Genomic DNA, 12,839 nt, shown 5'->3' on the forward strand with positions numbered 1-12,839 from the left:
CTTTAGAGGATCTAGCAGCTGGCAGCCGTAGGGTCGGCGCATGGGTGACACCCCGCCTGCCGACAACGTCCTCACCGATCGGTTGCTGCGCAGTTGGCTGCGTTGCCGTCGCAAGGCCTGGCTCGATCGCCACGGGAATCCTGCCGAGCGGCGTTGGACGGCCCATCGCAATCTCCTGCTGGACGACCAGCAGCGCTGTTTTGTGGCCTTGCTGCCCCGCAAGCCTGGCCATGGCATCGCCGCCTGTGCTGCCGGAGCCGAGGCCGTGGTGGGTCTGCGCCTGAAGGGGCTTGGCCCATCCGGTGAGCCGTTGGAGGCACACCCTCCACTGCTGCGGCGGGTCAAGGGGCAGAGCCGCTGGGGTGACTTCGCCTATCAACCGGTGCTGGCCCGTCAGGGCCGCCGCACCACCCGGGAACATCAGCTGCCGCTGGCGCTGATGGCCCTGTTGCTTGAGCAGCATCAGCAGGGGGACGTTCCGTCGATGCTTGTGCTTGGCGGTGGTGGCCGGCGCCTGGAACAGGAGCGGCTGCATCTCTCCAGTGGTCTGCGCCGACAGCTGTCGGAGGGGCTGCGTAAACTACGCTCTGACCTCGAGCGCCCGGTTCCTCCTCCGCTGGCCGCTGACCGGCGCAAGTGCTCACTTTGCAGCTGGCGTGTCGCCTGCAATTCCGTGGCGGCGGAGGAAGGGCATCTGAGCGAGGTCAGTGGCATCGGGGCCAAGCGGCGCGAGATGTTGCTGGAGCTTGGGATCCGCGGCTTGTCCGATCTGGCCGCAGCTGATCCCTTGCAGCTCGCCGAGCAGCTGCAGCGTTTTGGGGATCAGCATGGTGAGGTGGCCGCATCCCTGGTGGCTCAGGCCCGGGCGCAGCGGGATGGACGGGTGGAGCGTTTGGATGCCTCAGCGGCGCTGCCGGAACTGCAGGACTGTCTTGGTGTGCTGCTCTACGACATCGAATCCGATCCCGACGCCCGTCACGACTTCCTTCACGGTTTTCTGGTGTTGCCCAGAACCAAGAGCGGAAACTGGGATCTGACATCCGTGGCGTATCACCCGATCCTGGCTCTGGCGGAGCATGGTGAAGCCCGTTGCTGGCTCCGTTTGCAACGGTTGCTGAATCGCTATCGGGGTTGGCCGATCCTCCACTACGGGGAGACAGAAAGCCTGGCCTTAAGGCGTATGGCTGAGCGCCAGGGTGCTGCCGAGGCCGAGGTGCTGCAGCTTCGTCAGCGGTTGGTGGATGTGCATGCCCGGGTCAGACATCACTGGCGCCTACCCCTGGCCAGTTATGGCCTCAAGGCCGTGGCTGTTTGGCAGGGGTTTCAATGGAGTCAGGCCGGTGTGGATGGGGCAAGGGCACTGCTCTGGTGGCGGCAGTGGCAGGGGGAGGGGCCCGATCGACGCGGCACCAGGCACGGGCTGCGCTGGATCTTCGATTACAACCGCGACGACTGCCTGGCCACCTGGGCCGTAGCCGACTGGTTGTTTGAACAGGATCAGGCGTCGGGATCCTGAAACGCCTCAGGTTGACGGATCTGGAGCTGTTCTCCGTTGGGACCTTCCAGCGTTGGATTGGCCAGGCACTGGCGGCGCACCAGGGCCAGCCCAAGCCAAGTGCCATCGCGTTCGAGCGCACTGGTGATCACCCCGGCTCGCTCGCCATCCAGCGTGAGCTTGGCGGCGGCCGCCAGCGGACTGGGGCAGCTCCAACAGCGCAGCTGTTGCTTCACCCCTGCCTGGCCGATGAGTTTGGCCATGGTCTCCTGGCCGAGGTAGCAGCCTTTCTCTGTGCTGACCTGAGCGATGAGCCCAAGCTCCAGGGGGTTGGTCTCGCCATTGAGTTCACCGGGTCCCGGGGGGAATCCGCTTTGAAGCCGCCATTGCTCCAGAGCCGTCGCGGTGGCTGCTTCCCCTGATGCCCAGGGCTCCGGGAGGGCCGCATCCGGATCGCACCACACGGCTGCAGCCATGGGCTCCAGCCACTGCAGTCGGCGCAACTGGCCCAGGGGTTGGAGGCGAACCCGATCGGCTGGAAAGATCACCTGATCAAATCCAGCGTGAACGGCAGAGGCCTCTCCCGCCAGAACGATCACATCGGCCCCCTCTGCATCGAAACGAAGTTCCAGCACGGCCCGCAAGCGTCCCGTTGCAGTCAGCCAGCAGGTCTGAAGCAAATCCCCGGATTCGAGTGCGTTGAGGTCAGCACTGGTCTGCCCCTGAAGAAACTGGCGTGCTCCGCTGCCGTTCAAGCGCAGCCAGGGAGCCTGGGTGTCCCAAAACAACTTGCTCATGCCGGCGTGAAGGCGGCGATTTCAGACAGCTTGAACAGGCTGATCAGTTCAAGATTTTCAGCCGTCATCGCAGCGTCACCCCCTTCTTCCCGGTCGACGATGGTGACGACCCGCTCCACCTTGTAGCCGGCGTCGCGCAGCTGCCGAACCGCCTTGAGGGATGAGCCTCCTGTGGTGACAACGTCTTCCAGCACGGTGATGCGTGCCCCGGGGGCAGGGAGCGGACCCTCCAGCCAGGCACCGGTGCCGTGGCCTTTGGCTTCCTTGCGCACGATCAGCGCATCAAGCTCCCGACCTCGGTCGGCGGCGGCCATGGCAACACCGCTCACCAGTGGGTCTGCTCCGAGGGTGAGACCAGCCACGGCCAGCGCATCGGCCTCCACGTGGGTGAGCATCGCCCGGCTGATTAGCGCCAGACCGGAACCGCTCAGGCTCACGGGTTTGCAGTTCACGTAGTGCTCGCTCTTGCGGCCTGAAGCCAGGGTGAAGTCTCCGCGTCGGTAGGCCAGGGTGGCCAGACGGTTCAGCAGTTGCTCCCGCTCAGTCGGGACACTCGACGATTCAGGCATGGGGCTGGCCGCGCTTCGCAGATGTCCTTAGTTTGCGCTTAGAGCTGATTCATCTGGTGCTGCTGCGGTCGTTCTTTGGTTCGAGCCTGCTCCTGCTCGCAGGCCCATCGTTGTTGGCGGGTCCGTTGGTCTGCACCACCAATGTTGAGGCGCCTATGCCCGGCAGTGGTGGTGCTCCCGTCGAAGTCACGGTGTGCCACCCCACGGAGACCGCCAGTGAGCTGGTCAACCGTCGCTTCTACACCTGGACCTCGCCCATGGCCCGGGGCGTGGACCCCCTGCATCAATTGACCGATGTTCTGGGGATCGCAGTTGGCGGCATCGAGGGGAATCGGCTGATGGGATTCGGCTTCCCCGACCAGACCCTGATCTGGGATGGGTCTGCACTTCAGAACACGACGGGAGCGCTGTTGGAGGAGCAGAGTCCGCCGCTGCCGATGCGAACCATGGATATCTCAAGCGGTTTCAACGGCAGCCTGGCGGCCACCGAGACCATCGAAGCCGTGCAGGATGCGCCCTCAGACGATCACTTCCCCGGCGTGACTCCCCTGTGGTAACACTCTCCCCATGGGGGTCTAGCAATCTGGTGAATGCAGCGAACTCATAATTCGCCTAAGGCGAGTTCGATCCTCGCGACCCCCATTCCCCCCTGTTGATGCGGCTTCTTCTGCTGGCTGTTCTGCTGATTCTGCCGGCCTTCTTCGCGGCTGCAGAGGTGGCCCTGCTGCGGTTACGCCCCAGTCGCGTTGAAGTGCTCGTTGAGGAAGAGCAGGCCGGGGCCCGTTCCATCCAGCGTCTTCAGCGACGCCTGCGGCGCGCTCTGCTGGTGTCTCAACTGGGTGCAACGCTTGCTCTGGTGGCCCTTGGCTGGGCTGGCCGTGGTCTGGGGGGGCGGCTCTGGTCGGATGGGTCTGTGGGTGTCGCTTGGCGCGACACAGCCTTGTTCCTCAGCATCGTGTTGCTGGCCACGCTGGTGGCTGGTTTGCTGCCCAAGGCCTGGGTGTTGAACCGTCCGGAATCCTCGGCGCTTCGCCTGGTGCCGCTGCTGGAGGTGGTGATGCGATGCCTGGCCCCACTGCTCAATCTGCTTGAGGCGCTGGCGGGCCTGTTGATGCGCCTGCTTGGCCTGGCTCCCCAGTGGGATGTGCTGGTGCCAGCCCTTTCCGCTGGTGAGCTGGAAACCCTTGTGGAATCTGGACGGGTCACGGGCTTGTTCCCGGATGAGAAGAACATCCTGGAAGGTGTCTTCGCCCTGCGGGACACCCAGGTGCGGGAGGTGATGGTGCCGCGCTCTGGGATGGTCACTCTGCCGGCCACGGTTCGTTTTGCGGAAATGATGGAGGCCGTGCACCACACCCGTCATGCCCGCTTTCCGGTGATCGGCCACTCGTTGGATGACGTGCGTGGCGTGCTGGATCTGCGTCAGATGGCCGAACCGATCGCACGGGGTGAGCTCCAGGCCGATTCGTTGCTCGAGCCGTATCTCCAGCCTGCGGTGCCCGTGCTGGAGACCTGCACGCTGGCGGAACTGCTGCCGATGATCCGCAGCGGTCAGCCGCTCCTGCTGGTGGTGGATGAGCACGGCGGCACCGAGGGTCTGGTGACCGCAGCTGATCTCACCGGAGAAATCGTTGGTGATGAGGATCCCGCCGAGACCGATGAACCGGATCTGATCGAAGAGAAGGACTGCCCCGGTGCCTGGCTGGTGGCCGGAGACCTGGAGATTTTCGAGCTCAATCGACAGCTCGATCTCGATCTGCCCGAGGCCGATGACCATCACACCCTGGCGGGCTTCCTGCTGGAGCGGCTCCAGCACATTCCGTCCGCGGGGGAAGGGCTTCATTTCAACGGTCTGCAGTTCGAGATCACAGCCATGGCAGGGCCGCGGATCGAGCGGGTCCGGCTTGTTCTCCCCAGCTCAGAGGATGAATCCGACTGAAGGCCGATAGTCTTCCCCCAATCGACCGCCTGCGCTGATGTCTCCCGACCCCATGGTCCCAGTCAAGGTCGGGGTGATCGGCATCGGCAACATGGGCTGGCACCACGCGCGGGTGCTCAGCCTTCTGCGGGATGATGACTCTGCTTCTTGGCCAAAAAAACAGCCTTTCCTGTCTCTTTGGGGTATTAAATGAGATTTTAGATACAAGTTTGAAAAGCCTTGGGCGAAATTATAGTTTTGCGCCTTTCATATTGATAACTGTATATCTCTTCTTGTGAAGGGAGCGGCTCTTTGATCCTTGTGGCTTGATGAATTGCCTCTGCTTTCACTTAGCGGTATTGATAGCTTGTGGGCCCTGGTATCAAATTTTGTAAGGTGGGCATTGTTCTTCTGGGAGGGGGTGTTGCTAACTTCGAACTGCTTGAATTCTTAGCCTTTGAGTTAAAAAATAAAGCTTTTGCTCATTTTGGGTCCAGACTATTTTGCTGCTGCGTGTATTGCGCACCTTGTGATTTTAACCTTTCACGGCTCAACGATTAAATGTTGCTTAGATTCGTGTTATGGTAAACTTCTTGTTCTTAGAAATGACTTTGGTGCTTTTAAGTGAATTCTATAAGTTCATTTTTATCAAAACCCACAAAACAGCGTCAACTGCTGTTGAGCTTGCGTTGGAGCCCTACTGTGCTCCGCCTGATCATTTGATTTTCCCTAACAGGAGGAATCCACTCATTTCAGATTACGGAATAATTGGAGCGCGTGCACCTGGCGTTGCCATGAGGCTTGAAAGCCAGAATGATGTGACTTTCTTTTGGAATCATATGTCTGCCAAAAAAATAATTCAAAGAATTAGCTACGAAAAATTTATGTCCATGCGACGTTTGACTAGCGTAAGAAACCCTTTTTCTCGGCTAGTATCGCAGTTTTATTATCAGCAAGCTTGTAGTAAAAATAAGATTCCAGAAATCTCTTCTGACTTAAGCGAAGCCAGAAATCAATTCGACCGTTGGTTGCATGATTATGAGGAAAGCGGTTTAAAAAATGGCTGCAAAAAAATTCATAGTGCCAGGTCTGATTATTCGTTAGTTCACTTTGGTGGCAAATTCATTGTAACTGACTTTGTGCGTGTTGAAAGCATAAAAGATGATCTAAATGCTTTTTGCGGCAAATGTGGAATTGATGCAAATTGCCTTAAGATTTCATCGGAAAGGGATAATTCTGCTAATAAAAAGTTTAACGTAAAACAGCTTTTTTGTAGTAGCTCGATGATCGATCAGGCTCGCAAAATAGATAGTTGGGTATTTGAGCTTGATCTCTATCCAGATGCTCCTTGAATGGGGTGGGCCCTAGTTCGATTTGATTTTTGGTTTAAGTTCGTCATTGATATGTCTGGCTAAAGAAACTATCGGAAAACAGAATTCTTGCGAGGCTTGTAATAAAAGTGGGATTTGACCGAAAAGAACGACTACCTTTCTCCCTGCCCCTGGCTGGTGGTAGGAGATCTGTAGATCTTCGAGCTCAAGCGACAGCTCGATCTCGATCTGCCCGAGGCAGATGACCATCACACTTTGGCGGGCTTTCTGCTGGAGCGGCTCCAGCACATTCCGTCTGTGGGGGAAGCGCTGCATTTCAACGGCCTGCAGTTCGAGATCACAGCTACGGCAGGGCTGCGGATCGAGCGGGTCCGGCTTGTTCTCCCCAGCTCAGAGGATGAATCTGACTGAAGCCCGATAGTCTTCCCCCAATTGACCGCCTGTGCTGATGTCTCCCGACCCCATGGTCCCGGTCAAGGTCGGGGTGATCGGCATCGGCAACATGGGCTGGCACCACGCGCGGGTGCTCAGCCTTCTGCGGGATGCCGATTTGGTGGGAGTCGCGGATCCGGATGCTGAGCGCGGCAAGCTCGCCACCGAGCAATTCGGCTGCCGCTGGTTCGCCGACTACAACGCCATGCTCTCGGAGGTGGAGGCCGTCTGCATCGCGGTCTCAACGCTGTTGCATCATCCCGTCGGTCTGGCCTGCCTGCGTGCAGGTGTGCACGTACTGATTGAAAAGCCGATTGCGGCCAGTCAGGACGAAGCCACTGCACTGATCGAGGCCGCTTCAGCGGCGGGGTGTCTGCTGCAGGTGGGCCACATCGAGCGGTTCAACCCTGCCTTCCGTGAGCTCACCAAGGTGGTGGCCAACGAGGAGGTGGTGGTTCTTGAAGCGCGTCGCCATAGCCCCCACTCGGATCGGGCCAATGATGTCTCTGTGGTGCTGGATCTGATGATCCATGACATCGACCTCGTACTGGAGCTGGCGAAGGCACCGGTGGTGCGGCTTGCCGCTGCCGGTGGCCGCAGTGCCGAAGGCCCGATCGATTACGTCAACGCCACGTTGGGTTTCGAGAACGGTGTTGTGGCCAGCCTGACGGCGAGCAAGATGAGCCACCGCAAAATCCGTAGCCTCAGTGCCCATTGCCGTTCGAGCCTGGTGGAGACGGACTTCCTCAACCACACCCTGCATATTCATCGCCGGGCCCACGAGTGGTATTCCGCTGATCACGGCGAGCTGCTGTATCGGAATGATGGCTTCATCGAGGAGGTGAGCACCACCTCGATCGAACCGCTCTATGCCGAGCTCGAGCACTTTCTGCAGTGCCTTCGCGGCCGCGAGACCCCTGCGGTGGATGGTCTTCAGGCCTCGCGGGCTCTCAAATTGGCAGACCTGATCGAGCAGGCCGTTGAACATCCGGATACGGGAGCGCCCCTGTGCGCACCGATCTGAGGGCTTTTACTGGGATTACACCAGCCCCTGCTCTTCCGCGAGTTCCCGCAACGCCGTGACCTGCCAGCGGCGGCAGTCACCGGGTGAGGACCGATAAAATTGCCCCCAGGCCTGGGCCTTGTGTTGCGGGTAGTTCTCTGGACGAAGAGAGGGATGGCTCTGCTGCCAGCCCACCCTGACGGCATGACCGATCACCACGTCGAGGGCCAGGTCATCCTCGAAGCGCACCTCTGGATTGGCTTCGACGAAGGCCATCAGCGAAAGCAGGCATTCGCTGCAGAGTTGGCGGTATTCCGGCGCCTTGATCCGACTGAGCAAATGGTCGACCTGGGCGGCGAAATTGCGCTCCCCTGGTGTCTTCTCGAGGATGAGGCTGCTGTTAAGGCGATTGCGCCGCTCCAGCTTGTCGCCAATCACCAGGCCGCGGCAGTGCTGCAGCAGCGACCAGATCCCGGCATAGAAATCGCGGGGAACTTTCTGGAAGGAACCCATGCGGATGCGGTGTTGAAGCCAGTCCCCACCCCCCGGTGTTTCCACCAACGGGTCAGGCACTGACCACTGCACCCGGCCGCTCACGTGCAGCTGTTCGCCGCGTTGCAGGGCTGCTCTGGCATGGTCCACATCGGCGAGCACGGCGCGCAAGCGCTTGCGAATCGCGTGGGGTGCTTCGCTGCAGAGGGCTTCAAAGGCTTCGTCCTGACTGAGCGTTTTCTCCACGGCCAGCTCTGATGTCAGCAGCAGCATCAGCTGCCCCAGCTGCAGGGTGAGGCTCCCCTTCAGCAGTGCTGGCTCCCGCCGCGCCACGCTGTCGAGGGCGAGCAGGAGTTCCTGTTCGAGCATGCGCTCACGGCCGTCGATTCCGCTGGTGGTTTCAATCCGCTCGGCGATGGCGGCACTGTCCATCGGCTGACGCAGCCGGGAGTCGCCGGTGTAGTTGCGCCCCACCACCACCTGTTTCTGACGAACGAGAAGATCGGTGAGGGCGTCTTCGAGTTGGGGATGCACCATTCCCATGGCGCCAGCACAGCGCCGCACCACATTCCAGTCTTCACAACGCAAGCCCCGTTGATAGACCTCCTCAAGCAGGGTGCGCAGGGACACCGGATGGCCCTCGGGGCTGCGTTGAATCCCCTGGGGGCCAAGACGCCGTTGCAGCAACTCGAGCACTTCCGCCTGTTCATGCAGCAGCGCACTGTTCCAGAGGCGCTGGCTCAATTGTTCGATCGGTGTGTCATCCAGCTCCTGCTCCTCTGCGGCGGTCAGATCCCGCAGATCGGTGGCGTCGCGCAGAAGTGGCTTGGCTGGCTCGGAGCATGGAACCGGTTTCTGTTGGAGCGGCGGCAGCTGCACCTCCTGCGCCTGATCCACCAGTTCACTGAGGCAGCCCAAGCGCACCGGGATGCTTTCAATGACGCCGCTACCGAGTTGCCGGGCCAGTTTGAGGATGACGTCGCGGTGCTGCAGGAGGGCTGCGTCGCGAATGGGGATCACCAGAAGGGGACGTCCCATGCCGCGCCAGTGCCGTTGCAGCAGATGCAGCTCGTCCACAACAGTTTCAACCAGCTCCTCCGGGTCATCGGCCAGATAGCTGCTGACGTCTTCCAGCACGGACGGGGTGAACACACTGATGGCACCGTCCTGGCGGTAGACCCGAGCCGTGTCCTCGGTTTCCACCCGGTGCCCGGGGCGCCCGGTGAGCTCAAGCCGCGGATTGGTGCCGGCGGCTTTCAACCGTTGCTTCAGCTCGTCGGACGACTGCACGGAAATCATTGAGGTTGGCTCGATCGGCACCTCTGCAGCCAGCAGAGCCTGGCGCACGTCATCCGTCTCCGCAGCCATTGCCACAAGAACAGTGTCGGCGCCGAGCGACTGCGGCTCCCTGCGTCCACAGGGGTCAATGTCCTCGGGACGGATCAGATCGTCCAGCAGCATTTCCCCAAGCCACACCAGGCTCTGGGTCCAGATCAGCGGCAGGTTGGTGTTGGCCACCCGCTCCTGGCTGCCTGGATTGAGCCGTTCCTGATCGACAGCACTGGCCGGGACCTGATAAAGCTCGGGGTAGAGACGTTCCCCGTCCTGTTCAACGGCCAGGGTCTTGAGCTGGCTGTGCAGGCGCCGGGCCTCCTCCCAGCGTCTTTCGCAGCAGGCGGTGACCAGTTCGAAGGCCAGAAACAACGGCCACTCCGACTCGATTCCTTCAAAGGCGGCGAGCTCTTCTGGTTCGTAGTGCAGGCGGTTGACGTCTTCCACCGCCGTCTGGTGACCATCCCGTAGGAAGCGTTTGTAGCCATAAGCCCCGCCGAGTTCCCGTCGAATCCGCCGGCCGGTGCGCTCTACCAGGGCGGCATCTTCTACGGCCCAGGCGGGATAACCAATCACTGAGAGGCAGGCACTGTCGGCTTCCTTGCTGGCGGATTCCCGCGGCAGGAGCCCTTGCAGGGCGCGACGGAGGCGCACGATGGCCCCTTGGGGAATCAGCAGGATGCAGCTGCCGTCGCCATGGGGGCCGTAGAGGTCAAGCCCATCCAGGGCCTCCAGGGCGGCTTTGGCCATGCCGATGGAGCTGGCATTGCGTTCCGGTAAACCATGGTTGCCTTTGTCGCCCCGTTCCCAGATCCCGTAGTCGGGGGTGCGGTAGGCCCTGGCGATGTAGTGCACCAGGTTTTGGAGGAAATCCACTTCATCACGGCTCTGCACCACCGCGCAGTCGCCCTTGGTCAACTGCGCTAGCTGCAGCAGAAACAGGGAGGTGGCATCGAGTTGGAGATGCCCCCAGGCGTCGTCAGCCACCACCGGCTCGCCGGTGCAGCTGTCGTATTTCGCGTGAAGAGCGTCGAGGGGGTTGAGGCTCTGCTTGAAGCGCTCCACCTTCTGGGCCTGCCGCATCATCGAGCGCATCAGACCCCGCATCAGGGCCACCACCCGCTGCTCCAGCTCCCAGGCGCGCAGGCTGTTCTGCCCCTGCTGACGGCGGTGGGCCAGGGCCAGTCCCCAAACACACTGCACCGAATAGACGCAGTCCCGCACCCAGGCATCGCCGTAATTGCCATGGATGGTGTGCGCGGTGCTGGCGGGGAGCAGGCCGCTGATCGGGTCCTGCCGATCGAGAACCACCCGTTGGATGGATTGATCCAGACGCTGAAGGGTCGTGGCGTGGTTCTGCGGAAGGGTTTCCGTCGTCGTCGCAACCATGCCCTCATCCATTACCGCTCCTAAATTCTCCAACGCAGCCCCATGGCCATGGACTCTGTCAGCACCGCCCCCGATGACCGTCGCCGCTGCCAGGTGCTCGGCGTGCCTGTGGATGCCTGCCGTGATGTCTGTGCTGCTGCACTCGGTCTGCATGCCCGGGGCGGCGGACGCATCGTCACCCTCAACGCTGAGATGACGATGTCGGCCCGGGCCGATGCAGCCTTGGGGCAGGCGATCGCAACGGCTGATCTGGTGATCCCTGATGGTGCGGGAGTGGTCTGGGCCCTGGGCCGTCAGCAGATCCGGGTTGTTAAAACAGCGGGCATCGAACTGGCCTGGACCTTGCTGGAGTACGCCGCAGCCCATCGATGGCGCGTGGCGCTGGTGGGGGCGACACCTGAGGTGATGGAAACCCTGCGTGCGGAGTTGCCACAACGGATCCGTGGCCTCAATCTGGCGCTCGCTGTTGACGGTTATCAAGCTACTGAGGCCTGGCCGGGCGTTGAAGCTCAGCTCAAGGCGTTGAAGCCGGATCTCGTTCTGGTGGCCCTGGGGGTGCCGCGCCAGGAAACCTGGGCGGAACGCGTGGCGGCCGGACAGCCAGGGTTATGGATGGGTGTCGGCGGCAGTTTTGACGTCTGGGCCGGCATCAAAAAACGTGCCCCCGTCTGGATGTGCCGGATGCAACTTGAGTGGCTGTATCGGCTCATCAAGGAGCCTTCACGCTGGCGACGCATGCTGTCGCTGCCAGCGTTTGCTTTGAAGGTGATCCGGTTGGGCTGAGTCTTCAGCGGAAGCCCACAGAGGCCTGCCAAACGAAGGCCAGGAGCAGGAAGAAGACCGGGATCAACGGGAGAATGTCGATCAGCGGAGAGAAGGCCTGATAGGCCTCGGGCAGCTGTGCCAGCAGGTCGAGGGTGAAGGCGGCCATCCCTTGCATCAAAAAGGCGTTGGCCTGGACGCTACCACGTGTGATGGGCTGGCGAGTCTGGCTCCCAGGGAGCGAAATCCTCTGAAAAACAGCCGTCGCGAATCGCTTGTGCCATGGCCGAGGTGAAACGCACCAGATGGGTGATGTTGTGAATGCTCAACAAGGTGAGGCCCAGAAGCTCCTCGCTGCGAATCAGGTGATGCAGGTAGGCCCGGGTGTGACCGGTGCAGGCCACGCAGGAGCAGCTCGGATCCAGGGGAGTGTGGTCGTGGCGGAAGCGTGCATTGCGCAGGTTCCAACGTTCACCGCCCACCAGGGCGGTGCCATGACGGCCGAGTCGGGTGGGCAGGACGCAGTCGAACAGGTCGATCCCGTTGGCCACGGCAATGGCCATCTCGCGCAGGGTGCCGATACCCATCAGGTAGCGCGGTTTGTGTGAAGGAAGCAGGGGCGTGACATCCCGCACGATGCGATGCATCTCCTCAGCGGGCTCACCAACGCTGACGCCACCGACGGCAATGCCCGGCAGATCAAAGGAGGCGACGGCCATGGCACTCTCCCGCCGCAGATGGGGGAAACAGCCGCCCTGAACGATGCCGAACAGCGCCTGATCCTCGCGGGTGTGGGCTGTGACGCAGCGCTCGAGCCAGGAATGCGTGCGGCGACAGGCATCGATGACGTCGTTCTCCGTCGCCGGATAGGGCGGGCACTGGTCGAAGGCCATGGCCACATCCGCCCCGAGGGCCATCTGGATTTGGGTGGCATGTTCCGGGGTCATGTCGATGGTGCGTCCATCGCGGGGGTTTCGGAACACCACCCCACGGTCATCGATCTTGTTCAGGTCCCCCAGGCTGAACACCTGAAAGCCGCCGGAGTCGGTGAGCATCGGGCCGTTCCAGCCCATGAACCGGTGCAGGCCACCGGCCGCCGCCACGATCTCCTCCCCCGGTTGCAAGTGCAGGTGGTAGGTGTTCGAGAGCACCATCTGGGCTCCAGTGCGCCCCAGCTGCTCCGTGCTGATGCCCTTGACGGTGGCCAGGGTTCCCACCGGCATGAAGCGTGGTGTGTGCACCGGCCCATGCGGGGTCTCAAAGGTGCCGCACCGTGCTGATGTGTTGGCGCAATGCGCGTTGATCTCGAAGCCGAACAC

General features: G+C 61.4%; 12 protein-coding genes, 1 tRNA gene and 1 pseudogene. 9 read left to right on the forward strand and 5 right to left on the reverse strand.

Annotation, left to right across the window (positions count from 1 at the left end):
• The first annotated feature begins 40 nt into the window (after positions 1-40).
• On the forward strand, positions 41-1,516 hold the full coding sequence (locus SynA1544_RS01090; RefSeq protein ID WP_186514532.1) for a TM0106 family RecB-like putative nuclease: 1,476 nt from the start codon (positions 41-43) through the stop codon (positions 1,514-1,516).
• Here the strand turns inward: SynA1544_RS01090 and SynA1544_RS01095 are convergent.
• Both SynA1544_RS01095 and pyrE read right to left on the reverse strand, forming a co-directional pair.
• Positions 1,498-2,292, reverse strand: a complete 795-nt coding sequence (locus SynA1544_RS01095) for a glycine cleavage T-protein (protein WP_186514533.1) — start codon at positions 2,290-2,292, stop codon at positions 1,498-1,500. The two genes, SynA1544_RS01090 and SynA1544_RS01095, sit on opposite strands and share 19 nt — an antisense overlap.
• On the reverse strand, positions 2,289-2,861 hold the full coding sequence (pyrE, locus tag SynA1544_RS01100) for an orotate phosphoribosyltransferase (protein WP_115161203.1): 573 nt from the start codon (positions 2,859-2,861) through the stop codon (positions 2,289-2,291). The genes SynA1544_RS01095 and pyrE overlap by 4 nt, the downstream gene beginning before the upstream one ends.
• Positions 2,862-2,917: 56 nt before the next feature.
• Between pyrE and SynA1544_RS01105 the strand changes: the two genes are divergently transcribed.
• The 7 genes and pseudogenes from SynA1544_RS01105 (at position 2,918) to SynA1544_RS01135 (ending at position 7,566) form a co-directional block, all read left to right on the forward strand.
• Positions 2,918-3,418 carry a hypothetical protein gene (locus SynA1544_RS01105; protein WP_255477673.1) on the forward strand — a complete coding sequence of 167 codons (501 nt, stop codon included), beginning with the start codon at positions 2,918-2,920 and terminating at the stop codon, positions 3,416-3,418.
• Between the two features lie 12 nt (positions 3,419-3,430).
• Positions 3,431-3,503 (forward strand) — tRNA-Ile (locus tag SynA1544_RS01110).
• Between the two features lie 13 nt (positions 3,504-3,516).
• Complete coding sequence (locus SynA1544_RS01115; RefSeq protein WP_186514535.1) at positions 3,517-4,800, forward strand: hemolysin family protein; 1,284 nt, start codon at positions 3,517-3,519, stop codon at positions 4,798-4,800.
• Between the two features lie 37 nt (positions 4,801-4,837).
• Positions 4,838-4,993: a hypothetical protein gene (locus SynA1544_RS01120; protein WP_255477674.1), complete on the forward strand. Its 156-nt coding sequence runs from the start codon at positions 4,838-4,840 to the stop codon at positions 4,991-4,993.
• A 391-nt stretch (positions 4,994-5,384) separates the two neighbouring features.
• On the forward strand, positions 5,385-6,131 hold the full coding sequence (locus SynA1544_RS01125; RefSeq protein ID WP_186514536.1) for a sulfotransferase family 2 domain-containing protein: 747 nt from the start codon (positions 5,385-5,387) through the stop codon (positions 6,129-6,131).
• A 141-nt stretch (positions 6,132-6,272) separates the two neighbouring features.
• Positions 6,273-6,521: pseudogene (locus SynA1544_RS01130) on the forward strand (transporter associated domain-containing protein); the annotation flags it as partial.
• Positions 6,522-6,558: 37 nt separating this feature from the next.
• Positions 6,559-7,566, forward strand: coding sequence for a Gfo/Idh/MocA family protein (locus tag SynA1544_RS01135; protein WP_186514537.1), 1,008 nt, complete (start codon positions 6,559-6,561; stop codon positions 7,564-7,566).
• Positions 7,567-7,581: 15 nt separating this feature from the next.
• Here the strand turns inward: SynA1544_RS01135 and SynA1544_RS01140 are convergent, their stop codons facing one another.
• A complete protein-coding gene (locus tag SynA1544_RS01140) occupies positions 7,582-10,758 on the reverse strand; it encodes a glycoside hydrolase family 15 protein (RefSeq protein WP_186514538.1) in 3,177 nt (1,058 codons plus the stop codon).
• 48 nt (positions 10,759-10,806) lie between these two features.
• Between SynA1544_RS01140 and SynA1544_RS01145 the strand changes: the two genes are divergently transcribed.
• Complete coding sequence (locus SynA1544_RS01145; protein ID WP_186515397.1) at positions 10,807-11,541, forward strand: WecB/TagA/CpsF family glycosyltransferase; 735 nt, start codon at positions 10,807-10,809, stop codon at positions 11,539-11,541.
• A 4-nt stretch (positions 11,542-11,545) separates the two neighbouring features.
• On the opposite strand, the gene SynA1544_RS01150 is transcribed toward SynA1544_RS01145, so the two are convergent.
• Together SynA1544_RS01150 and tgt are read right to left on the reverse strand one after the other, a co-directional pair.
• Positions 11,546-11,689, reverse strand: coding sequence for a photosystem II reaction center protein K (locus tag SynA1544_RS01150; protein WP_025362038.1), 144 nt, complete (start codon positions 11,687-11,689; stop codon positions 11,546-11,548).
• Positions 11,690-11,720: 31 nt separating this feature from the next.
• On the reverse strand, positions 11,721-12,839 hold the full coding sequence (gene tgt / locus SynA1544_RS01155; RefSeq protein ID WP_186514539.1) for a tRNA guanosine(34) transglycosylase Tgt: 1,119 nt from the start codon (positions 12,837-12,839) through the stop codon (positions 11,721-11,723).

It is taken from the genome of Synechococcus sp. A15-44, assembly GCF_014280115.1.
Lineage (GTDB): Bacteria > Cyanobacteriota > Cyanobacteriia > PCC-6307 > Cyanobiaceae > Parasynechococcus.